Annotated in this window: 23 protein-coding genes and 1 riboswitch; of the genes, 7 read left to right on the top strand and 16 right to left on the bottom strand. The window is 38.5% G+C overall.

What is annotated here, in order from left to right; all coding sequences use genetic code 11:
- Positions 1 to 61: 61 nt before the first annotated feature.
- Together mtnK and mtnA are read left to right on the top strand one after the other, a co-directional pair.
- Positions 62 to 1255: an S-methyl-5-thioribose kinase gene (gene mtnK / locus ACIQCE_RS03010; protein ID WP_400493525.1), complete on the top strand. Its 1194-nt coding sequence runs from the start codon at positions 62 to 64 to the stop codon at positions 1253 to 1255.
- Between the two features lie 6 nt (positions 1256 to 1261).
- A complete protein-coding gene (gene mtnA / locus ACIQCE_RS03015; RefSeq protein ID WP_400493527.1) occupies positions 1262 to 2323 on the top strand; it encodes an S-methyl-5-thioribose-1-phosphate isomerase in 1062 nt (353 codons plus the stop codon).
- A 23-nt stretch (positions 2324 to 2346) separates the two neighbouring features.
- Here the strand turns inward: mtnA and ACIQCE_RS03020 are convergent, their stop codons facing one another.
- The 3 genes from ACIQCE_RS03020 to ACIQCE_RS03030 all read right to left on the bottom strand — a co-directional run bounded on the left by ACIQCE_RS03020 (position 2347) and on the right by ACIQCE_RS03030 (position 5275).
- On the bottom strand, positions 2347 to 2487 hold the full coding sequence (locus ACIQCE_RS03020; RefSeq protein ID WP_400493529.1) for a hypothetical protein: 141 nt from the start codon (positions 2485 to 2487) through the stop codon (positions 2347 to 2349).
- An 84-nt stretch (positions 2488 to 2571) separates the two neighbouring features.
- On the bottom strand, positions 2572 to 3063 hold the full coding sequence (locus ACIQCE_RS03025; protein WP_400493531.1) for a methylated-DNA--[protein]-cysteine S-methyltransferase: 492 nt from the start codon (positions 3061 to 3063) through the stop codon (positions 2572 to 2574).
- A 1-nt stretch (position 3064) separates the two neighbouring features.
- Positions 3065 to 5275, bottom strand: a complete 2211-nt coding sequence (locus tag ACIQCE_RS03030; protein ID WP_400493533.1) for a PAS domain S-box protein — start codon at positions 5273 to 5275, stop codon at positions 3065 to 3067.
- Positions 5276 to 5555: 280 nt separating this feature from the next.
- Between ACIQCE_RS03030 and ACIQCE_RS03035 the strand changes: the two genes are divergently transcribed.
- Positions 5556 to 6575 (top strand): acyltransferase family protein, encoded by a 1020-nt coding sequence (locus ACIQCE_RS03035; protein ID WP_400493534.1) that lies wholly within the window; start codon positions 5556 to 5558, stop codon positions 6573 to 6575.
- Between the two features lie 173 nt (positions 6576 to 6748).
- Here the strand turns inward: ACIQCE_RS03035 and ACIQCE_RS03040 are convergent, their stop codons facing one another.
- The 5 genes from ACIQCE_RS03040 to htpX form a co-directional block, all read right to left on the bottom strand.
- Positions 6749 to 6928, bottom strand: a complete 180-nt coding sequence (locus tag ACIQCE_RS03040) for a hypothetical protein (RefSeq protein WP_400493536.1) — start codon at positions 6926 to 6928, stop codon at positions 6749 to 6751.
- Positions 6925 to 7086 carry a hypothetical protein gene (locus tag ACIQCE_RS03045; protein WP_400493538.1) on the bottom strand — a complete coding sequence of 54 codons (162 nt, stop codon included), beginning with the start codon at positions 7084 to 7086 and terminating at the stop codon, positions 6925 to 6927. Before ACIQCE_RS03045 ends, ACIQCE_RS03040 begins: the two co-directional genes overlap by 4 nt.
- Positions 7087 to 7091: 5 nt before the next feature.
- On the bottom strand, positions 7092 to 7610 hold the full coding sequence (locus ACIQCE_RS03050) for a DUF421 domain-containing protein (protein ID WP_400493540.1): 519 nt from the start codon (positions 7608 to 7610) through the stop codon (positions 7092 to 7094).
- Between the two features lie 275 nt (positions 7611 to 7885).
- Positions 7886 to 9232, bottom strand: coding sequence for a TrkH family potassium uptake protein (locus tag ACIQCE_RS03055; protein ID WP_400493542.1), 1347 nt, complete (start codon positions 9230 to 9232; stop codon positions 7886 to 7888).
- Between the two features lie 144 nt (positions 9233 to 9376).
- Entirely contained in the window at positions 9377 to 10276 is a 900-nt protein-coding gene (gene htpX / locus ACIQCE_RS03060) for a protease HtpX (RefSeq protein ID WP_353856011.1), read from the bottom strand.
- Between the two features lie 279 nt (positions 10277 to 10555).
- Here htpX and ACIQCE_RS03065 point away from each other — a divergent pair, with 279 nt between their 5' ends.
- Together ACIQCE_RS03065 and ACIQCE_RS03070 are read left to right on the top strand one after the other, a co-directional pair.
- On the top strand, positions 10556 to 11272 hold the full coding sequence (locus ACIQCE_RS03065) for a DUF1836 domain-containing protein (RefSeq protein ID WP_400493544.1): 717 nt from the start codon (positions 10556 to 10558) through the stop codon (positions 11270 to 11272).
- Between the two features lie 122 nt (positions 11273 to 11394).
- The gene (locus ACIQCE_RS03070; protein ID WP_353856013.1) at positions 11395 to 11589 is read left to right on the top strand and encodes an alpha/beta-type small acid-soluble spore protein; all 195 of its coding nucleotides are present in this window, start codon (positions 11395 to 11397) and stop codon (positions 11587 to 11589) included.
- A gap of 39 nt (positions 11590 to 11628) precedes the next feature.
- Here ACIQCE_RS03070 and ACIQCE_RS03075 read toward each other — a convergent pair whose 3' ends face one another.
- The 4 genes from ACIQCE_RS03075 to ACIQCE_RS03090 all read right to left on the bottom strand — a co-directional run bounded on the left by ACIQCE_RS03075 (position 11629) and on the right by ACIQCE_RS03090 (position 15446).
- Complete coding sequence (locus ACIQCE_RS03075) at positions 11629 to 12816, bottom strand: anti-sigma factor domain-containing protein (RefSeq protein ID WP_400493546.1); 1188 nt, start codon at positions 12814 to 12816, stop codon at positions 11629 to 11631.
- Complete coding sequence (gene sigI / locus ACIQCE_RS03080; protein WP_400493548.1) at positions 12813 to 13565, bottom strand: RNA polymerase sigma factor SigI; 753 nt, start codon at positions 13563 to 13565, stop codon at positions 12813 to 12815. The genes ACIQCE_RS03075 and sigI overlap by 4 nt, the downstream gene beginning before the upstream one ends.
- A 215-nt stretch (positions 13566 to 13780) precedes the next feature.
- Positions 13781 to 14572 (bottom strand): TerC family protein, encoded by a 792-nt coding sequence (locus tag ACIQCE_RS03085; RefSeq protein WP_400493549.1) that lies wholly within the window; start codon positions 14570 to 14572, stop codon positions 13781 to 13783.
- Between the two features lie 34 nt (positions 14573 to 14606).
- Positions 14607 to 14773: riboswitch (yybP-ykoY riboswitch) on the bottom strand.
- An 82-nt stretch (positions 14774 to 14855) separates the two neighbouring features.
- Complete coding sequence (locus tag ACIQCE_RS03090; RefSeq protein WP_400493832.1) at positions 14856 to 15446, bottom strand: DedA family protein; 591 nt, start codon at positions 15444 to 15446, stop codon at positions 14856 to 14858.
- A gap of 268 nt (positions 15447 to 15714) precedes the next feature.
- On the opposite strand from ACIQCE_RS03090, the gene ACIQCE_RS03095 reads away from it, so the two are divergent.
- Complete coding sequence (locus ACIQCE_RS03095) at positions 15715 to 18138, top strand: bifunctional diguanylate cyclase/phosphodiesterase (protein WP_400493550.1); 2424 nt, start codon at positions 15715 to 15717, stop codon at positions 18136 to 18138.
- 278 nt (positions 18139 to 18416) lie between these two features.
- Here ACIQCE_RS03095 and ACIQCE_RS03100 read toward each other — a convergent pair whose 3' ends face one another.
- The gene (locus ACIQCE_RS03100) at positions 18417 to 18881 is read right to left on the bottom strand and encodes a MarR family winged helix-turn-helix transcriptional regulator (RefSeq protein ID WP_353856017.1); all 465 of its coding nucleotides are present in this window, start codon (positions 18879 to 18881) and stop codon (positions 18417 to 18419) included.
- Positions 18882 to 19454: 573 nt separating this feature from the next.
- Positions 19455 to 19613 carry a hypothetical protein gene (locus ACIQCE_RS03105; protein WP_400493551.1) on the bottom strand — a complete coding sequence of 53 codons (159 nt, stop codon included), beginning with the start codon at positions 19611 to 19613 and terminating at the stop codon, positions 19455 to 19457.
- A 187-nt stretch (positions 19614 to 19800) separates the two neighbouring features.
- Here ACIQCE_RS03105 and ACIQCE_RS03110 point away from each other — a divergent pair, with 187 nt between their 5' ends.
- Positions 19801 to 20130: a MerR family transcriptional regulator gene (locus tag ACIQCE_RS03110; protein ID WP_400493552.1), complete on the top strand. Its 330-nt coding sequence runs from the start codon at positions 19801 to 19803 to the stop codon at positions 20128 to 20130.
- A gap of 34 nt (positions 20131 to 20164) precedes the next feature.
- Here ACIQCE_RS03110 and ACIQCE_RS03115 read toward each other — a convergent pair whose 3' ends face one another.
- The gene (locus tag ACIQCE_RS03115) at positions 20165 to 20560 is read right to left on the bottom strand and encodes a hypothetical protein (protein ID WP_400493553.1); all 396 of its coding nucleotides are present in this window, start codon (positions 20558 to 20560) and stop codon (positions 20165 to 20167) included.
- Positions 20561 to 20669: 109 nt separating this feature from the next.
- The gene (gene mgtE / locus ACIQCE_RS03120) at positions 20670 to 22028 is read right to left on the bottom strand and encodes a magnesium transporter (protein WP_353856021.1); all 1359 of its coding nucleotides are present in this window, start codon (positions 22026 to 22028) and stop codon (positions 20670 to 20672) included.
- Positions 22029 to 22226: the final 198 nt, after the last annotated feature.

The following is a 22226-nucleotide window of genomic DNA, read 5'->3' on the forward strand; positions in this document are numbered from 1 at the left end:
ACTATCAAGCCTCTTTCTCTCGGGAGAAAGAGGTTTTTTATATGATTTGGAGGGGAAGCAATTGGTAACACTTACGGCATCATACGAAGAATTAACAGAGAGCTCGGCTATTGCACTTGCCATTAGACTAGGTTTAATACAGGAAAGCAGCCATTTGACATGTACTGAAATTGGCGACGGAAATTTAAATTATGTCTTTCATATCTTTGATCACAAACATCAAAAAGGACTCATTCTCAAGCAGGCCTTACCTTACGCAAAGGTCGTTGGGGAAAGCTGGCCACTTACATTAGATCGCGCAAGAATTGAAAGTGCCGCGCTCATTAAACAATCTGAATACGTACCACATCTTGTACCAGAAGTCTATTATTCTGATACAACTCTTGCTGTCACTGCAATGGAAGACCTTTCACACCTAGAAATCGTCAGAAAAGGGCTAATTGCCGGAAAAAACTATCCGCACTTATCAGATCATGTTGGAGAATTTTTAGGTAAAACGCTTTTTTATACATCTGACTTTGCAACAAATCCTAAAATCAAAAAACAGTATGTTAAGCAATTCACAAACCCAGATCTTTGTGACATAACAGAAAAGCTTGTCTTTACGGACCCTTTCTTCAATAGTGAAACAAATGACTTTGAAGAGGAGTTAAGAGAAGAAGTTGAAAAACTATGGGCAGATTTAGAATTGCAGGCCAAAGCAGCAGAGCTGAAGCGAATCTTTTTGACCTCGGCTGAAACACTTGTCCATGGAGATCTTCATACAGGCAGTATATTTGCGAGCGATCATGAAACAAAGGTGATTGATCCAGAGTTCGCTTTTTACGGTCCATTTGGATTCGATATTGGACAATTTATAGCGAACTTGCTCTTAAATGCTTTATCTCGTGAAAACGAAAAAGATCAACAGCCACTTTTTGACCATGTTGAAAATGTTTGGGCTACGTTCAAAGAGGTTTTCACTAAAGCATGGAAAGAAGACAGCATTGAAGCATTTAGCGTGTCAGACAGCTTTTTAGAAAAAACATTTGATCGTATCTTAAAAGAAGCGACCGGATTTGCCGGCTGTGAACTCGTTCGTCGAACGATTGGACTCGCACATGCTGCCGATCTTGATGCGATTTCATCACCAGCCAAACGTCTCACTCAGAAAAAAGCAGCACTTACACTAGGAAAAACATTCATCAAACAATCTTGTGCAGTCGAAACAGCGTCCGACCTCGTCGCACTATTCCAACAATCTGTAAAGGAGTGACGGGTATTGAGAAAAGATTTTGAAGTCCCCCGTTCAGTCGAATGGGAAGGAAACAACATTAAAATTTTAAACCAACAAAAATTACCGGCTGAAACTGTATTTGAGCATTTATATACGAAGGAAGATGTCTACGATGCGATTGTGACATTAAAAGTGCGCGGAGCACCTGCTATTGGGATTACAGCTGCTTTTGGGCTGGCGCTAAGTGCTCAAGATATCGACACAGAAGATATTGATGTCTTCAAAGAAGAAGTGATCGGCTTGAAGGAATATTTCAATCGGTCTCGTCCAACAGCCGTTAATCTTGCATGGGCTTTAGACAGACTTTTTCAGCGAATTGAGCGTGCCGCTTCGGTCAATGCAGCCAAAACAGATCTTGTCCATGAAGCCATTCAAATTCAAATTGAAGATGAAGAAATATGTCGCCAAATCGGTCAAAATGCACTCCAGCTCTTTACGTCTGGTGACCGAATCATGACCATTTGTAATGCAGGCTCCATCGCTACTAGCCGCTACGGAACAGCGCTTGCTCCTTTTTATTTAGCCAAAAAGAAAAATCTTGATCTTCATATTTATGCTTGTGAGACTCGTCCTGTCTTGCAAGGAGCTCGACTGACGACATGGGAATTGATGCAGGGCGGTCTCGACGTGACACTCATTACAGATAACATGGCAGCTCATACGATGAAAGAAAAACAAATTTCTGCTCTCATTGTTGGGGCTGATCGAATCGCCCGAAATGGCGATACGGCTAATAAAATCGGCACTTTAGGTCTAGCCATACTTGCCAAACATTTTCAAATTCCATTTTTTGTGGCGGCACCTCTCTCGACCTTTGATATGTCAATCGATCATGGGTCAGATATCCCCATTGAGGAACGTGATCCGCTGGAAGTGAAGGAATTAAATGGTGTGCAAATTGCACCAGAAGATGTACAGGTATTTAATCCTGCCTTTGATGTCACACCGCATCAACTCATTTCAGGTATCATTACAGAGAAAGGAATCATCACATCCAATTATACAGAGGAAATTGATGCTCTTTTCACTGAAAATATATCTAACTAAAATAAATAAAAAGCACCGTGTTCTTACCGTTTAAGAGCACCGTGCTTTTTTGTTTGTAGCGTTTTAGCTAATATTTCTTTCTTTTGTTCCTCTGTTAAGACATTCAATTTGACACATAGTGACGTCACTGCATACATTTTACCTTTCTTTCCCCATAACATCATGACGACCTCCTTTTCCCAAAGCCAACATTTTTAGCTTAATGAAAGGATATGTCGCATGCGAACATTTGGAACAGGTCAATTGATTTATTTTTTTATAAATGGGATTCCTTCTAATTCAAGCAGGACGGCTTTCATATCCGTTTTACTTCCTGCATAGCCAGTCAGTGATCGGTCTTTCCCAATGACCCGATGACACGGGATGAAAATTGGCAGTGCATTTCGCCGATTGGCTTGTCCAATCGCTCTTACTGCCTTTGGATTCCCGATTGCTTCCGCAATATCAGCATAGCTCTTTGATTCACCGTACGGAATCGTCGAGAGTGCTTCCCATACTTGCTTTTGAAATGGTGACCCTTCTTGTTTGAGCGGAAGAGTAAAGATTTTTCGCTCTCTGTTAAAATACTCAGCAAGCTGTCTTTTCGCTTCTATTAATACGGGTGTCTCTTCTTTGTTTATTTCTGATGTTCGTTGTTTTGCTAAAAACGGCTCGTCATCAAACAATACTTCTATGATGACACGATCTTTCTCTAGTATGTATAATTCACCAATCGGTGCGTTGAAGACTGTATAATTCACATTAATGCGCTCCTTCTTGTCGCTTTTGTCTAAGCGGTAAAGTGAGATGGAACACAGTCCCCACTCCTTCCTCGCTCTCCACCTCAATGGTTCCTTGATGTTCTTCAATGATTTTGTAGCTAACCATCAAACCTAGCCCAGTCCCTCTCTCTTTCGTTGTATAAAATGGTTCTCCAAGCCGCTTCAGCTTATCCTCTGCCATTCCGCATCCCTCATCTCTTAATGAAATGACAATATGATCCTCACCTTTTCGTTTGATGCTGACGTACACATTCCCTTTCTGCGGCATCACTTCAATCGCATTTTTTAAAATATTAATGAAAACTTGCTTTAATTGATTTTGTTCACAGTAGATAAGCGGGATTTCACCCAAGACGTTCAAGTGCATTTGGACATTGCCGAGATTGGCTTGTGCGTGAAGCAGATCCATCGTGTCTTTCATAATTTGCACCACATTTTTTTCTTCATAAACAATTGCCTGCGGCTTCGCCAAAATTAAGAATTCAGTAATAATCGATTCAATTCTTTTTAGCTCTGAGGTAATGACATTAAAGTAGAGTGAATATTCCCCTTCTATGTTTCCTTTTAATAGCTGAATGAACCCTTTTAATGCTGTCATTGGGTTTCTAATTTCATGTGCAATTCCGGCTGCAAGCTCTCCGACTACATGAAGTGTATCCGATTTTCTGACTCGTTCTTCTAATTCCTTTCGTTCCGTCACATCTCTAAAAATGGCAAGATTCATATTATGAATAATGTTGCGTTTAAATGAAAACTCTAGTATGCGCTGATCATGGTGGTTCAGCACAAATGGAACTTCATTATCTATTTCATCTAATGATATAGCCTGTGCTGGCTGTGCCAAATTTTCAATATGGTAAGGTGCAAGAATATGGAGAAGATTCGTTTCAGTTAAATGGCCATCCATCAGTCCGAGTAACTCACTAGCAGAGGGATTGACATCAATAATGCGATATTGATTGTCAAAAAGAACAATTCCATCCATTGAACCATTAAACACTTTACGGAATTTAAGCTCGCTTTCTCGCAATTCTTGCTCCATTCGCTTTCTATCACTAACATTACGTAAAATTGTTAAATGCTGTCCTTCTAATACCGCATGCTTCGATGTAAATTCAAGCTCCTTAAATTGACCATTCGCCATTCTAAATAGAAGTTCTTCCCGTATTTCATGATTTCTCATATATCGTCTTCTTGTAGGCCTGTACCTCTTATCAGATTTCACTAGGAAATCGGTTAGTTTCTGACCAATCAGCATATGCATAGGTAATTCAAAAATACGACAGGCTGATTCATTGGCTCTCACAATCTCGCCATCGTCTGCCCATATGATAATGGCATCCATCGCATTTTCGAAAATCTCTCTAAAACGTTCTTCGCTTTTTAATAGCTTTTCTTCCATTAATCTTTTTTCTGTAATATCACGCATGATGGACATATAAAAACCGCTCATAACATTTGAAGTAATGGTCAGTTCAAATATTTTTTGCTTACCGGATTGAAGTGTAACAGGGAGCTCTCCTTTTGCTTTGCCCGTTTCCTTCAATGACATAAATAAGTGCTGTAAAGCCGGTTGATTTTGTTCTTCTACAAAATCATGTAAATAACGGTCTGTTAAATCTGTCTTTTTGAGTTCAAAGCTCTGACAAAAAGAGTGGTTTGCATCAATCATGCAACCATCCTGATCAAATATGACCATACCATCAATTGCTCGATCAAACAAATCCTTAAACAGTTGCTCATTCATGGAGCGTTCGCGCTCTAAGATTTTCTTTGAAGAAACATCTCGCATGACAACGATATATTGGTGATTCAATTCATCATGTTCTGCAAAAAATTCAATGTATTTCGTCTCTCCATTTTCTAGCTGGATTGAGATTTCTTTTTTTAATGTGCCTTTTCGAAAAAAAGTCTCTAAAGAACATTCAATTCTATTTTCAGGGATGCCATATAGGAAATCAAGAACGGATTTATTGATGAGGTCTTCTTTCGGTGTCTGTACAAGCCTGCACGTTGCTTCATTGGCTTGGATGATGTTGAGCTGCTGATCGAATATAAAGATGGCATCTAACGCCTTATTTAACAGCATTTCCTGCTGCGTCAGTTCATTTCGCAAATACTCATTTTCTTTTTGTAATTTTCTGATATCTCCTGCAGTCATTAATTGATTGTCATCGAGCGTTTCAGTCATTCTCTTACACTCCTTTTCCAGCCTGATTCCTCTACGAGTATTTCTACAATCTTTTCATTGTTCCTTCATTCGACTCATAAAAAAGAAAACTTTTTGAACGAAGAGCCTCAATTTATTTCATTTGAATAACACGATTATAGAATGGTTCTCTATTCTTACTCTTCTTTTACAACCATTCTACAATTTCAAATCAAATGGTGAAATGAGCAAAACTGTCTTTTAGAATGGGGCGAATGAGGGAACAGTGCTCATAGAAAAATAAAGTGGGAAAGGTGATGTTATGGTAGCTTCTCGAGATCGTTATTTTGATAATGCAAAATTTCTTCTCATTTTTTTAGTCGTTTTTGGTCATTTGTTACGGTCATTCATCCATGATCATGATTGGATGCTCTATTTATACAAGTTTATCTATACATTTCATATGCCTGCATTTATTTTGATATCTGGTTACTTTGCGAAAGGATTTAGAAAACCTGGTTTTATAAAAAAGGTCGCACTTAAGCTGATCATCCCATATTTCATTTTCCAGGTGATTTATTCTGTGTGCAATTATTTACTCCAGGATCAAAGCATGTCGAGCTTAAACCCGATGGAGCCGCACTGGTCTTTATGGTTTTTAATTAGTTTATTCTTTTGGAATTTACTACTCATTCCTTTTTCCAAGTTGCAATTCTACTGGGCGATGATCGTCAGTTTATTGACTGCATTACTTGTCGGGTACGTTGACAGCATTAGTAACACGCTCAGCTTATCACGTACGTTTGTTTTTCTACCGATGTTTTTAGCTGGTTTTTATTTAAAGAAGCAACACTTTGAATTCATCCGGACGAGTACTGGTAAAATAACGGCACTTCTTGTGCTACTTGGTGTCTTTCTGTTTTGTTTCTTTTACGAATTCGATTATTCTTTCTTATTTGGGTCACAGTCGTATTCTTCACTCGGGGATGAAGGTGTGATTGCCGCAATCAAACGAATGGCATGGTACATGCTTGCATTTGCAGCCACATTTAGCTTTTTTGCTTTAGTCCCGACTCGCCATTTCTTCTTTACAAAATGGGGTACGAGAACCTTATATGTGTATTTATTGCATGGATTTGTCATTAAGCTTTTAAGAACGACATGGTTTGATGATTGGGCATTTAATGCGGCAAGTGTACTCATTCTATTACTGCTAACCATATTATTGACCGTCACCCTTTCTAGTACTTTTGTCAAAACCGTCTCTCAACCAATAATCGAACTCAAAATGACAAATATCATAAGAACTATTACAGGAAGGCAAAGCAGCTATATCAAATAAAAAACGATCCGCTAAGGATCGTTTCAGCGTGTAGACAAACCCTTACATTCGTATTCAGATCTGCGGCTTGTGCTCACTCCTCCGCACAAGTAGCTCGGGTCTTCCTAGACTCAAGGGTTTTCAATTCATGCTGAAAAGAAAACAAACCCTTTTTCTCAAGGAAAGAGGGTTGTTTACTGTTCACTTTTTTCGTGATTACACGAAGAATCCTTCTTTGGCTTCATGAAAGTTTCAAACCACTTGCTGCTGTTCACATCTCCAAGCTCACTGCCAAATTCCTCTTCTAAGACGTCTGGATTCATCGGTTTTTTATGTTCTTGCAAATCCTTACTTTTTACATGCTTTTTCGTCATGAGATGCTCCCCCCTTGTTTTCCTTGATGAGAGTTTCGGTTTGCTTGCCTGTCAATTGATTGTTCATCAAATTGAGTTTGTCTATTGTCAGTTGCCACGCTTTCTGTTGGCGTCATATTGTTTGTCAACGCTTCATTTTTCGCTGCTTTTCTTTTCACTACAATCAGTCCTTTTTTGACGTGTTTAGGTCTTCTTTTAATTGTTCAAATAGTTCTTTCATTTGCTTCACTGTGATGGGTTTTTCTTCTGGTTTCAGCTCATAGCCGATTTGACCATTCGCTTCTAGCGTCGCTTTTTTGAGACTGCTGATATCGGAAATTCCTTGCTGTTTTAGACGCATTTTGAATTGGTCCCTTGTAAGCCGCGTTTTTTTCAGTTTTTGATCCAGCATTTCTCCATCTTGTAAAATCACCACAGATTTTCCTGAAACAAGTTTTTCAAAAAAATCAAATTGAATCGACAGCTTTTCCATAATAATGAGTGCAACAATAAAGATGGTCGCTGCATAAATCGTTTCAAGTAAATTATGCTCAATAAAAGGTTGAATGATTATCGACCCAATCGAAATCATAATCACGGTTTGTTGTACAGTTAATTGGCTAATGGATTTAGGTCCTGCTATTCTCAGTAGCATGGTTCCAACTAACAGCATGACGATTGCTTTCCATAACACTTCCAGCACGTCTCATTCACCTCTTAATTATAGGATGTGAACATCAACTTCAATTTAGACAGTTATATAATGGAAAATAAAAAAGCATTTCTAGAATGCTACATGTGTAGGACAAACCCACATATTCTTTGTCAGGACCGTGCGCGCTGGTGTGTTCACAAATTAGAATTCACTTCGGACAACTAGATCGTGTTTTCCTAAATTTCAACTAAAAAAACAAAGGGCTAAATTAAACATCATTTTAGCCCTTTGAACACATCTGAAGCTATCCATGAGAATGCTGTTTATCCGATGATCACACGCTCTTTCGGATAATGATAATTTGCTTCGCTTTCTCTCCGCCCAATTAAGTATAAAAAGCTCGGAATCCCAATTCTACCGATAAACATCACCATCATGATGATGCACTTTCCAAATACAGTGAGATGAGACGTAATACCAAGTGATAATCCCGTTGTTCCAAATGCAGAACAAACTTCAAATAAATTTTCAAGAAGCGAGTTGTGCTCTGACAATGTCAAAAGAAACGTTGCCCCAAAAACTAAAATAAAGGCCATCATGGTCACCATGAGCGATTTGTAAATATCCGCATGATGCAGTTCCCTTTTGAAAATTTTAATCGATTTATTTCCTCGGGCAAAGTGAAAAAGAGCGAGTATGTTAAGCGCAAATGTCGTTGTCCGAATTCCGCCCCCAACCGAGCTTGGAGATGCCCCGATAAACATCAGCATACATAAAAATAAAAGCGTCGGCTCTGTCAGTTGTGTAATGTCTAGTGTCGAAAGACCGCCGCTTCTTGTTGCTGTTGATTGAAATAAGGAATAAAACAAAATTTCATGCCAGCTCTTTCCAAGGAAGGTAAAACGGGCTTCAAGTGCATATATCCCTAATGCTCCAACAACAACAAGTCCGCCAAACGTAATGGTCGTGATTTTTGTAAATAACGAAAATGATGCATGCTTTCGATCTTGATTAAATAAAAAATCCTTCACTTCAACGAGCACTGGAAACCCGATAGCACCGAAGATGATCAGTAGCATTGTAATAAATTGAACGAAATAATCATCTTTGTATGGAATTAATGAATTCCCTGTAATATCAAAGCCGCCATTGGTCGTTGCACTAATACTTGAGAAGAAGCCATGTAAAAAGGCCTCTTGCATGTCGTAATATTTAAGAAAATACATACTTAAAATCAGACCGCCTAAAAACTCAATGAGTAAAATCAAATATAAGACCTGCTTCATCAGTTTAACGATTCCTGATAAGTTGCTTTGGTTTTGGTCTGCCATAATCAGCTTTCTTTCTTTTATTCCTATCCGCTTTCGCCTCACAAGCCAAACAAAAGTTCCGAGTGTCATAATTCCGATTCCGCCAATTTGCAAAACAAAAGCAAGAATCCACATTCCTGTTACACTAAATGTCTGTGAGGTATCCACAACGGTAAGACCTGTGACACTCACAGCACTGACTGCCGTAAATAGCGCATCTATAAATGTCCATTTCACTCCTTCTTTGTGAGCGACTGGTAGACTCAGAAGAATGAGTGAGACTGTGACAGCGAGAAAATAATAAAGAGCAATCAGTTGGAATGCTGATAGCCGATCAATTAGTTTTTTTATTGGATTCATTGTAATTCCTTCTTTATCTTTCTTTTTCAATACTTTATCATTTTAATGAAAAGAATAGTGATTTTAAAGATATTTTATGCTTTATTTTCATTTTCATCAAAAAGAAAAAAGACATCCCTTTGACAGAATGTCTTTTGTTCTACATTATTTTGCTTCAAGTCTTCTAATTCTTTCGTTTAAATCAGGGTGTGTTGAGAAAAGAGATGCTTTTCTTTTTCCGCTGATTTTCAGTGTAGCTACTGCTGTTTGATCATCATCTTTAATTCTTGACGTATATGCTTTAAGTGAGCGAAGCGCATGAATCATTTTGTCTTTTCCAGCAAGGTCAGCACCGCCGCGGTCTGCGTGGAATTCACGATGTCTAGAATAAGCAAACACGACAAGGCTTCCTAGAATTGAGAAGATGATCTGAAAAACGATCACAGCGATAAAGTGGACAATTGGCACAAGCTCTTCACGAGAGACGAAACGACTTGCGATCCATGCCGCAATTCTTGAAAGGAAGACAACAAACGTGTTCACAATTCCTTGCAGTAACGTCATCGTCACCATGTCACCGTTCGCAATGTGGGCCACTTCGTGCGCAATAACACCTTCAACTGCTGCATCATCCATTTCATGAAGCAATCCAGTGGATACAGCAACAAGTGATCTTCTCTTAGATGGACCTGTCGCAAAAGCATTTACTTCAGATGATTGATAAATACCAACCTCAGGCATTTTAGAAAGGCCTGCTGCTCTAGATAATCTGTGTACACGATCTACAAGCTGCTGCTCATCATATGTTAACGTATCCTTTTCAGGATTTAACACACGTACGCCCATCATCATTTTCGCCATCCAACGAGACATTGCTAATGACATAAAGGACCCAACAAAACCGACAACCGCACTGAACACAAGAAGCACTACTATATTAATTCTACCGTCTGCTCCTATATACGAACCAACACCAGTTGCTGCACTAATAACCGAAAGAACAATACCAATCGTAGTGATAACAAGAATGTTCGTTAATATAAACAGAAATATCCTTTTACCCATACATAACCTCCGCTGTCAAATTAAGTTCAAATGAACTTATTAATAAAATTATAAAAATAATCGGCTCAAATTGCAAGGAAAAGGAATCGTTTGCTATGTTGATCGTAACAGTTTGAGCCCCGTTTCTTCAAATGTTTACACCATATCTTCACATAAAAAGTGAACAAATGGTGACACCTGTCAATGCTCTTTCGTTTATTTTGCATTTTCAACAAAAAGAGATTATGATGTTGAATTAGATCAATAATCACGTTTTTTGACGTACAAATGAGGTGGAACATGGTTGCTTTTAAATTAACAAGAATTGACATGACGAGACTTCTTTATTCTCTAAAAGGAGAGGGAGATCTGACTCCGCTTCAGCTTTTGAATTCAACTGTAAAAAACGATCAGCAGCATGAATATGACGAGTTAAAGGTCCCTTCGTTTTTTCAGAAGCTCGAACGGCGGAAACAAAAATCAGAACATGGGCTCTCAACGAATGAAATCGTTGAATTAGGTAACCTTTGCGAGCTGACTTCTCTTAAATCAACTGCTATTCAAAACTGGATCAAACGTGATATTAAAGATATGATTGGTCATCCAGAGCTTGGCAAGAAATACTCTATTGATCAGGTTGTTCTATTATTAATTGTCAGAGATTTAAAATCTGTTTTTGACTTTGATACCATTCGCATGATCTTATCTGCCTTATTTAACACGATTACAGATCGATCTGATGATATTATTAGTCCAATGCGTTTTTATGAAGCATATGCGCACGTCCTTGATTTTATTTATCACCATACAAATTTTCCAATAAAGGAAACCAATTTACGGGCGATAACAGAAGAACAAACAGACAAGCTCCATGAACAATTTAGCGAATTGACAAAGAATCAATGGAACTTGATCAAAGGCATCATCAGCTCTACAGTCTTCTCTGTTTTCACTTCTCATCTTCAAAGTACAGCACAAGAAATGATGTTCAATGCGCTACAACATAAAAAAACATGAATAAGAGCCGAGGTGATTTGATTACCTCGGTTTTTTGTACAGCAATTGCCAGCATAATAAAAGCCAGATATTTTCAAAATAAGAAGGCGTCATTAACATAAGGTGAAAGGAGGAATATCACAATGGCAAATCGAAATCAACTTCTTGTTCCTGGAGTAGAACAAGCATTGGATCAATTTAAATACGAGATCGCTCAAGAATTTGGCGTAACTCTTGGTTCAGATACAGTCGCACGTGCAAACGGTTCTGTTGGTGGTGAAATCACAAAAAGACTCGTACAGCAGGCTCAAGCACAAATGGGAAATCAATCTAAATAAAGACATGGTGAAATACGCCGGATCTATTCTGGCGTTTTTTTACTGTTCATATGTGTGCTGAGACGAATCTTTGCGATAGGATGATGGCGAGTCTTTTTCTTTTCGCTTCAGCTCATCTCTTTTTCGTTCAACGTACGGATGCTTCTGACCGATATCGTTTTTTTTTGCTCGGTTCTTTGCTTCATCACGTGATTTGTCGGCTTGATGTCTTTTTTCATCAAGGTAAGAGGAATGATTTTTTTTTTGATCTTTGTCTATAGAGGTATCTTTTTCATCCTTATCAGTCTTTTCAATGCTTTCATCGTCAGGCTTTTTTGGCTGAGGTTTCTGAACAGACCCTTGCTCTTCCCTCTCTAATTCCTTCTGCTCTTTCTCTTCTGTAGGAACCTCTTTATCATGATTGTTGTCATTGTTTTCGCCTGTCGTTATGTCTTCTTGCTCACCTTTGTCCTCTTGATCTTGATGTTTCTGATCTTGCTCAGGCTCTTCTTCTTTGACAGCTTCATCATTTACAGCATCTTCATCCTGTTTCATGTCTTCTTGTTCTTGGTCTTGCAGTTCTTTATTTCTAATATATGTTCCTGTTGAGATGCCTGCTTTTTGCGCTTTTTCTCTTGTTTCAAGGTCACCTTCTACCGCCTCAAGTTTGTAATTGCGTTTTTGATATTCATCCGAAATGGTATCTATTTTGTTTTTGATGTTAGTTTTATATGTATGATCTTGCATGTTTTCATAAACCGTTGAAATATAAATGTTTCTTGATTGATTGATGTATCCTTTTTTATCACAATCGTCTATGATTTCTTGCACGACCTTCGTCATGTCCGTTTTTTCCCAATCCTTCATACTAGCAAGCACATTTTTAGCCTCTTGATTCAGCGGTGTGACTCCAATCACCTGATAATAGTGATCGAGCTTCAGCTCAAAGCTAGGGTTAATATCAATGGTCATATAAGCATATGCTTTTTGACTTGAGAAGGATGGCATCATAGCAAAAATCACGACAATAATGGCTGCTATGGATAAAATTCCTGCATTCAGCGGACGTAAACGGAGCAGATCAAAAAAACCGGCTCTTTTCCTTTCGAGACGTGATTCATTAGGAAACGTCACTTCTTGACCAATTTCATAATCTTGCTGTTCATACTTTGTCCGTAGAAATTGTCCATCAGGGGTCAGCAGTGTGACATATTTTTTGTTTTTCTCTACTATAATGCCTCTTCTCATGAATTAAGCACCCCTTTAAGGTAATCTTTCAAATACACATAATCACCAGTCATAATGATCGCCATAGCAATAATATATTTTCTATTTCTTTCAATCGTTTTGCGGCTGACTTCAACTAACTTTTCTAGCTGTTTGACTGGTAATTGTTTTTTCTGAAATAAAATTATTTTTAGTTCATCGTGTTTGACAAGTGTATAGGCTACTTTAATTGCATTTTGCCTAGCATCTGCATGTTTTGGTGAATGCTCAAGCAATTCTTGAAACGTAAGACCGTATACCTTTAATCGTTCTTTAAAATGTTCAATTTCTTCTCTTCTGTGTTCTTGTTCAACTAAACGTCTGTATTCATCTGCAGAAAGCTCTGCTTCAATCATGCTTTGAGAGTATTCGCCATTCTCACTTTCTTGCAAGTCCATTTGAATGGTAGGCGCATTTCTTGCTTCTTTCCGAATATAGTCTATGACTTTTCTTTTAATAATTAACTCCGCAAAAGCTAAGAGTGAGTTTCCTTTTTCGGATGAATATTTTTCTATTGCTTCATTAAAGGCGATTAAGCCTATGCTGAATTCGTCATCTTTTTCATCTATATATCGTTTGCAAACGGATGAAACCGTCTTAGCGACAAATGGTTTGTATTGCTCTATCAATGCATTTTGCAGCTCACTATCACCTTGTTGGATACTAATAGCAGACTGCTCTAATGTTTGCTTTTTCTTACCTTTAAACAAAAGGCTAAGCAATGGTTTCACCTCAGTTCTCCCTATATTACTCATTTATGATAGCTAATTTATGAGGGAAGCGCAAAGGAAGAAATGAGGAATTCATTTCCTGTTTCTCAAATATGACAACTATTTCTTTATCTACTTTACAACGTTTCGTCTATAAGCAAAGAAATAAGGGGGTATCCCCCCCTTATTTGTAATATGTGTGTTATGAAAATGAAATGATATTTCTTTCAAAAACCCTACTCTTCCAAGCGTACCTCCTGTTTCTCCTCGTTCTTTTGCCCACCTTTTCTTGATGGATTCGATAAAAACCAGCCAAATGCTGCAATTGCGATAAGGACTGTCCAAAAGATTGCTTTCCATAACGTTGAATGAATAAAATGTGAAGAGATCACCCCTATGGCAGGATGAGAGAGTGTATAAAGCATCAGCTTTACTCCAACCCAGCCGACAATTACGAATGCAGCTGTTTCTAGGCTTGGTCTTGTTTGCAGTAGTTTCACAAATACAGTCGCTGCAAAACGCATGATGACAAGACCAATGACCCCCCCTAAAAGAATCACGATAAATTGACCACCGTCAAGACCTCCAATTTGTGGAAGACTGGTGTTAGGAAGTGTCACTGCTAAGGCGACAGCCGCTAAAATTGAGTCTACTGCAAATGCAATATCAGCGAGTTCCACTTTGACCACTGTTGCCCAAAACCCACTTTGCTTGATGTTTGTTTCCGTTTCATTTTTCTTAAACACATGAGACTTCAAAATATGGTGAATTGAAATATAAAGAAGATAAATGGCACCAATGGCTTGAACTTGCCAAACATCTACTAAAAACGAAATGAGAAACAGAGAACCAAATCGCATGACGAATGCGCCTGCAAGTCCGTAAAATAATGCCTTTTTCCTTTGTTTTTCAGGAAGGTGTTTGACCATGACGGCCATCACTAGCGCATTATCAGCTGCTAGTATCCCTTCTAATCCAATCAATACGAGAAGAACCCACCCGTATTCTAAAATAATTGCAGCATCCATCATCATTCCTCCTTGTTTTATCTATTGTCCCACAAAAGACAAAGGCTTATGAATGCAAAAAGACCTTTGCCTGTAATGGCAAAGGTCTTGCTAGACATGTGATATGTAAATCATGCCAACAAAGCCGATGGAACGTAAGTCCATGTAATGACGACTTTGTTTCCGGTAAAAAACCGGACGCTACTCCCCTTTGGTGGGATTTAAGAATATTTAGATTACTTTTATCATAATCAATAGGCATGGGATTGTCAACACATATCTTTGTCTATGAATGACTTACAAATCAGACGGTTGGTTTTTCTTCTTTTTTTCTTCGTTTCAGCCATATATAGAGAGCGAAGAGTAGAATCACACCTAACCCAATAGGCAACAGGTATTGATCTAAGACCGCACCCACCTCTTTCCAATTCTCACCAAGCATCACACCTAGATACACATACACGAAAGTAATTGGCGTAATGGCCAAAAATGTATACAAGCAAAATACCCACACATTCATCTTCGCAATACCGCACGGGATGGAAATAAGGGTTCTCACTCCCGGAATAAATCGACCGCTAAATGCGACGAAACCGCCATGCTTTTCAAAAAAAGCATCAGATTTATCGAGCGACTCAGGTTTCACAAAAAAATATTTCCCATATTTATTTAAAAATGGTCTACCTCCATAACGCCCTAACCAATACAAGGTCAAAGGACCAACGACACCGCCTAATGAACCGGCAGCTACAACACCGATTAAAGCCATATCCCCTTCTGACACCCAGTATCCTGCTAGAGGCAAAACCACTTCAGCAGGAACAAATTCAATGCATAATGCTAGAAAGATGCCGAAATAAGACAAATTCTTAAAAGCATCTGCCAAAGAAATCATAAAATCTTCGATGTTTATCAATCCCTTTCACACATAATCAGTCTGACAAGTCATATAGTTGATAGAACCAAGCCACATATTAAACGAATCTAAACCGAAAAATGATTCACTTTTCATCGGTTTTTTACATTAAATTTGATTTTACTATAAACAGCGGATGAAAAAAATGTGGGTGGTTCTTTTTAAGTGAAGGAAAGGTGAACACAAACCCATTTGAGCCGATATATAAAATATATGTATGTTTTTAGGATACAGGAGGTTTTTTAACATGACACATTTAACAGGAAGCTACAACGGATGGCTTGTCTTTCTGTCAGTCACAGTCGCCGCTGTCGCCTCCTACTCAGCTCTTCATTTAGCGAGCAGAGTGATTCAGTCAAGCGGTGCAAAAAAAAACGGATGGCTTGTGATTGGTGCACTTGTGATGGGAGTAGGTATTTGGTCAATGCATTTCATCGGCATGATGGCCTTACACTTACGTTCAGGCATCACATATGAAACTCCATTATTGATCTTATCTATTTTGGCATCTTTTATCGGTTCTTTGATTGCCTTTTCTATATGCATCAAGCAGCAATTATCATTGAGACGATTGCTTATTAGTTCCATCACAATGGGGTCTGCTATTTGCAGTATGCACTATCTTGGAATGGAATCAATGGCCAATGTGACGATTCATTATCATCCAATTTTATTTTTCCTTTCGTTTTTCATTGCTGTGATTGCTTCTTTCTTTTCAATGAAGCTTTTTTTTCGACTCCATCAATCTGTAAAAAAACAGCATGATCATTTTTTCAAGATTGCGGGTGCACTTGTAATGGGCGGGGCCATTGCTGGAATGCATTATATAGGAATGGCTGCTTCAACAATTTTTTATCATTCTAATGGACAAGAAGCTGCAGGCGGTTCTTTTGTCACGAGTCCATTCAACCTGTCCATTTTCATTGGATTGGTTACTTTAATTGTACAAACGATTATGATCTTTGGTGCATTTATTGACCATCGAATCATGACACAATCAGAAAAGTTAAAAGAAAATGAGCAGCGCTTCCAATCGCTCATAAAACATAATATCGATGGCATCATTGTGTTATCTATCGATCGAAAGATACTTTCTGCTAATGATACAGGCAAACAAATTTTAAAAATCTGCCAAGCCTCAATTGGTGACGTTATCAGTGAACACATTATGCCTAGTAAGGTGTGGGAGGACTTTGTCAATCAATCAAAAAAAGCCGTCACACGTGATGCGGAAATCAAAGCGGCGGATCGATTTTATTATTATCATATGACATACATACCCGTACATGTCAACAAAAAGCTCGATAGCATCTATGTCATCTGTAAAGATTTAACGAAACAGCGGATTGCAGAAAAGGAAATACATGTGATGGCCCATTATGATGCACTCACCGAGCTGCCAAATAGACGGCATGGCATCAACCATTTAAATGATGTCCTTTCCTCCCAAGAGGAGACAGGGACATCAACAGCCGTTCTTTTCCTTGATCTGAACCGCTTCAAAATCATCAATGATGCACTTGGGCATAACATAGGTGATTTGCTGCTCAAAGCTGCCGCAAACAGGCTGACACAGTGTTTACCTCCGAATGGATTTATTGCCAGATTAGGCGGAGACGAATTTTTAATGATTTTTTCTCATATGGATGCTGATATACAAAAAATCAAACGTCTTTCTAAAAATATTATTCGACAATTTGAGCGCCCTTTCTTTATCCAGAATCACCAGCTCATTACGTCAATTAGTATCGGGATTGCCGTCTCTCCGCAAAACGGCATTGATGGAATGGAACTGATGAGAAAAGCAGATATGGCGATGTATTTATCGAAAAAGCATAAGCAAAGCCGCTTTGAATTTTTCACAGAATCAATGGAAAGATCGAGTGAAAACAGATTAAGTCGAGAGCTAGAATTAAGAGATGCAATTCAAAGAGAACAATTCGTTCTTCACTATCAGCCGCAGATCAGTGCCAAAACAAGAAATGTGACAGGAGTAGAAGCTCTTGTGAGAATGAAAGCACCAGATGGATCATTGAAATTGCCTGATGCATTCATTGAATTAGCTGAGGAATCAGGTCTAATCATTGATATCGGTCGATGGGTCATTGATACAGCGTGTCATCAGGCGAAAATATGGCATGACAAAGGCTTAAGTATTCCGGTGGCTGTTAATTTATCTGCCAAGCAGTTCAACTCTGAAGACTTAATTGATTTGATCAAGCTGACGCTAAAGAAATACGATGTAAAACCGTGCTTACTGGAGCTTGAAGTAACTGAAAGTATGACAATGGACAACATTAAACAATCAAAACAAATTCTGTCATCACTCAAACACCTTGGCGTTCGTATTAGTATTGATGATTTTGGTACAGGACATAGTTCACTAAGCTATTTAAAGGATTTACCGATCCACAGACTTAAAATAGACAAGTCCTTTATTGAGGACATTCTTAGTGATTCAAAGTCTGAGCAGATCACAGGTGCCATCATTGCCATGGGGCATCAATTATCTCTCGAAGTGATTGCAGAAGGCGTTGAAAGCTTCGCACAGGCGCAACTTCTATCCGCACAGGGCTGTGACGACTTGCAAGGCTTTTATTATGCAAAGCCGCTTCCAGCAAGCGAAATCGAGAAATTTATTGCATATCCTGCTTGGCAACTTGAAACATAAAGGGGTGCCGGAATTCTTCCGGAGAGGATAATCAATCAATTGCCCAAGCAGAAAGAAAAAAGCTTGTCAACTTTGTTGACAAGCTCAGATCGTTGACAAAGGGCTAAGAGGGCTCTTTGTCTTCTTTTCAGCGTGAATTGAAAACTCTTGAAGTTTCTTGGAAGGGCGAGCTATTTGTGCGGAGAGAATAAGCACCAACGCTCAAGATTTAACAACGAATGCGAGGGTTTGTCTACACATTGAAGGAGCCAAATAGACACGCCTTATCAATTGATGTTTTATCTAAATAATAAATGTTGACTGTGAATACCTGCTTTTTTGAGCAAACGAATCAATTGCTCCTGTTCATCACGCGTCAGACCAGAAAAAGCTCTTGCAATACGAAGGGAATGGATCGGATAAATCTTATCAAGATAGCTACGACCTTTATCTGTTAAATGAGCATAAACTGATCGTTTATCCTTCGGGTCTTGCTCCCTTTCAATGAAACCATTTCGTTCTAGCTTGTCAATCACATACGTGACATTTCCGCTTACAAGCAGGAGTCGTGAGCCGATTTGCTGAAGTTTTTGAGCGCCTCGCGTGTAAAGCAATTCAAGAACTGCAAATTCAGTTGGATTAAACCCGTGCTCCTTACTGTCTCTAATACTGTGTTCTGAAACGCTTTTAAATGCTCTTGCAAAAACCTTGTAAAGCGTCATTGACCGTTCTACTTCTTCTTCATTAAACGATAGTCTCATCACATATCTACCTCTTATAATATTTTTTTAACTTCAAGGCTGTCTTGCGGTGAAGTTGGAGCCTTTCGTAAGAATATAGAAGTACGTTTTTGAAAACCCTTTCAACTACATAGCGACTCCATTCGTGTTATGTATAAGATTTCGATATAAACTTTTAAAATCCTTCTTATTTTTCATAAATATCTTGAAAAAAAGCTTTTTTAGCAAACCATCATGATACGACATATTTTAACATTATCTGTAAAGACTCTATGTTTTCTTACAAATATTTCGCCAAAATTCTACAAAATCCAATATCGCTATAATATTAAACACACAAAAAAAGAAACCCCTTATGATTTTCACTACATTGATCAAGGGATTTTCACAGATGGCGGTGTTTTTTGTTGAAAAAAAAGTGATACTCTTTTTTTAAGTCACTTATTGTCATATTTTTGGTCATGTCATGGCTATAAACACCTAACGAGCAAAGTCTTTGTGTATAATATTGTCTTTCTTTTTCTAATGCTTCTTTTAATATTTGCCGCAACGAATGCTCCCTCCTATAAATTAATCTGATAGATGAGGACTTGAAGCTTATGAGGACTTCCTATACCAATCATTTTGTACAGCTCTCAAAAGAGCATGTGCATTCTGACCCACAGTCTGCATGAACTGCTCCATCAATTCGTCCCTCCTCACATCTAATGCAATGATTTCTTTTGCCATACGGATGATCTGTTTTTGATCCACCATGCGCTCCTCCTCATGTTTGATGTAATAACAGCATATGCATTGCAGCCGTGATTTGCACGCACGCTGTCAAGTTTCCTTCCATAGTTTTTCTGTTTTTTTATTAATATGTTATATTTTCTAACAAACATTAGGTTTTTTCATTTTTTATTCTATATAATATGAAGAAAAGACTTGCAGGGGTGAGTATATGACGCAGGAAGATGTATCTTATAAAGATAAAAAAGTCATTTCTATCGGGATTGTCAGTGAATTAACCGGACTATCTGTCAGGCAAATCCGATATTATGAGGAACGAAAGCTCATCTACCCCCAGCGATCGACGAGAGGCACGAGGAAATATTCTTTTTCTGATGTGGAACGGTTAATGCATATTGCCAATAAACGGGAAGATGGTGTGCAGACAGCAGAAATTTTAAAAGACATGAAGAAAAAGGAACAAGCCTTAAAAAGCGGACAATTCAAGAAAAAAATGCTCGAGGGGCAGATCAATGCACACTTTCGATACAAAAACCGATAAACGAAAAAAGAATCGCTCATTTGAACGATTCTTTTTATTTAGATGATGCATTAGACCCTTCCACTACCCCTACAAAGTCAATGAGCGCTCCTCTTTCAGGGTCTTCCTTTATCCGAAGCGCAAGTGCTTTTTCCTCTCCGGTTTGAGCATCCTCATAAATCGCATGAAACACATGAATACTGACCTCTTCTATATGAAAATCTTGATAGGACAGATTCTCTATGCCCCACTCTTTTTTCAATTTTATTATATCGTTTGGATGCGGAACAGCCCCTTCGACATAGACTTCTTCCATCTTTCTTTTATTCCCCTCAGCTATTGCTTCGAGCATGTGCTCTGCGGCAACAAGCCTTCTGTCTTTTCCTTCATCTTCCCTTTGACATGCACCGAGCAAAAAGATACATACCAAGATGAATAAAAACTTCTTCATTTTCTCTCCCACCTTCTCCTTAAAATGTAAAGGATGGAAGCGCTATATGCAATCCTTATTCAAAAAAGACTGTAAACCAAGCATGTGTAGTTTACAGTCTTTTATCTTCTTACATCAGTGTATGGAGGAAAGCTGTCGCAATTCCAAAATAAATGAGCAGTGATAAAATATCATTTAATGTGGTGATCAGCGGTCCAGATGCAATCGCCGGATCCACATTCAATTTGTGTAAAATAATTGGAACAATGGTTCCTGCCATTGTTCCAATGATCAGTGTGGCAAGGAGCGAGGAACCAACAACAAAACCTAATATCATGTTTCCCTGCCATACCATTGCAACCACCGTAATGATAATGGAACAGACAATACCGATATAAATACTTGTTTTGAGCTCTCTGAAAATGAGTCGCATGATTGTTTTTTTCGTTAATTCTTCTTTTGATAGTCCTCTAATGACGACCGCAAGAGATTGTGTTCCTGTATTCCCAGTCATGCCTGCGATCATTGGCATAAAGAAGGCAAGTGCGACCACTTGTTGAAGGGTATCCTCAAAATAATTCAAGATACTGCCTGAAATCAATCCAATGAATAAAAGCAGGATCAGCCAAGGAAGACGGCGATACGCCGCAACAAAAGCTGGTGTGTCAAACGTAATATCTTTACCAGAAGCAGCAAATTTTTCATAGTCTTCTCCCGCCTCTTGAATGACAACATCAATGATATCATCTACTGTAACAATCCCGACAAGTACATTGTTTTCTTCAACAACAGGAATTGCGAGGAAGTCATAACGTTCAATCAGTTTTGCAATTTCCTCCTGATCTTGAAACGCCCCAACTGCAATCACCCTTGTAAACATGAGATCCTGCACCTTTTCATCAGGTTCACCTAAAATCAGATCACGATATGAGAGAACACCAACAAGCTGTTTTTGATCATTGATCACATATAAGTAGTTGATCGATTCTGCAATTTCAGCAAAGCTTTTCAGCTTCACAACCGCATCCTGAACGGTATAGTGCTGAGGAATCCACACATAACGGTCGGTCATAATACGTCCCGCTGTTTCAGCAGGGTAATTCATGAGAAGCTGGACTGCTTTTGATTCTTCTGCTTCCATGTTTGATAACAACTGATCTTTTAGATCATCATCCATTTCATCAAATAAGTTGGCCAAATCATCGTTATCCATTTTGTTTGTCACGAAGGTGGCTTTGTCTTTTCCTACTTTTTCAAGGACAATTTCTTGATATTCCCGCTCAAGCTCTCCCATCATTTCAGTAATGTCTTCTACTGTTAAAAATGTCAGGAAGCGACTGCGATGTTTTTCCGGGAGCTCTTTAAACAAATAGGCCATATCATACGGCTGAAGCTCTTCCATAATGTTCTTAAATTCTTTGTGTTTACCGTCTCTTAATAAAATAATGATTCTTAAAATGAGTTCATCATACGTAATATTTTGTATCATTCACTGCTACCTCCCCAAAGTCAGGAGATACCCGAATCCCTCAGAATGTGCGCGGGTCAGGATCTCCTCTTTCTGATGTCTCAATTTGATCTTTTGACATACTCTTTATGTGTCTCGAATCGGGATGATCCATCCCCACACCTCCTTTTCTCATAAAAAAGCACCCTCAAACGAATGAAGGTGCTTTGTAAGCATGAC

The organism is Bacillus sp. NPDC093026, from assembly GCF_044754665.1.
In the GTDB taxonomy this organism is placed as follows: domain Bacteria; phylum Bacillota; class Bacilli; order Bacillales; family Bacillaceae; genus Bacillus; species Bacillus maqinnsis.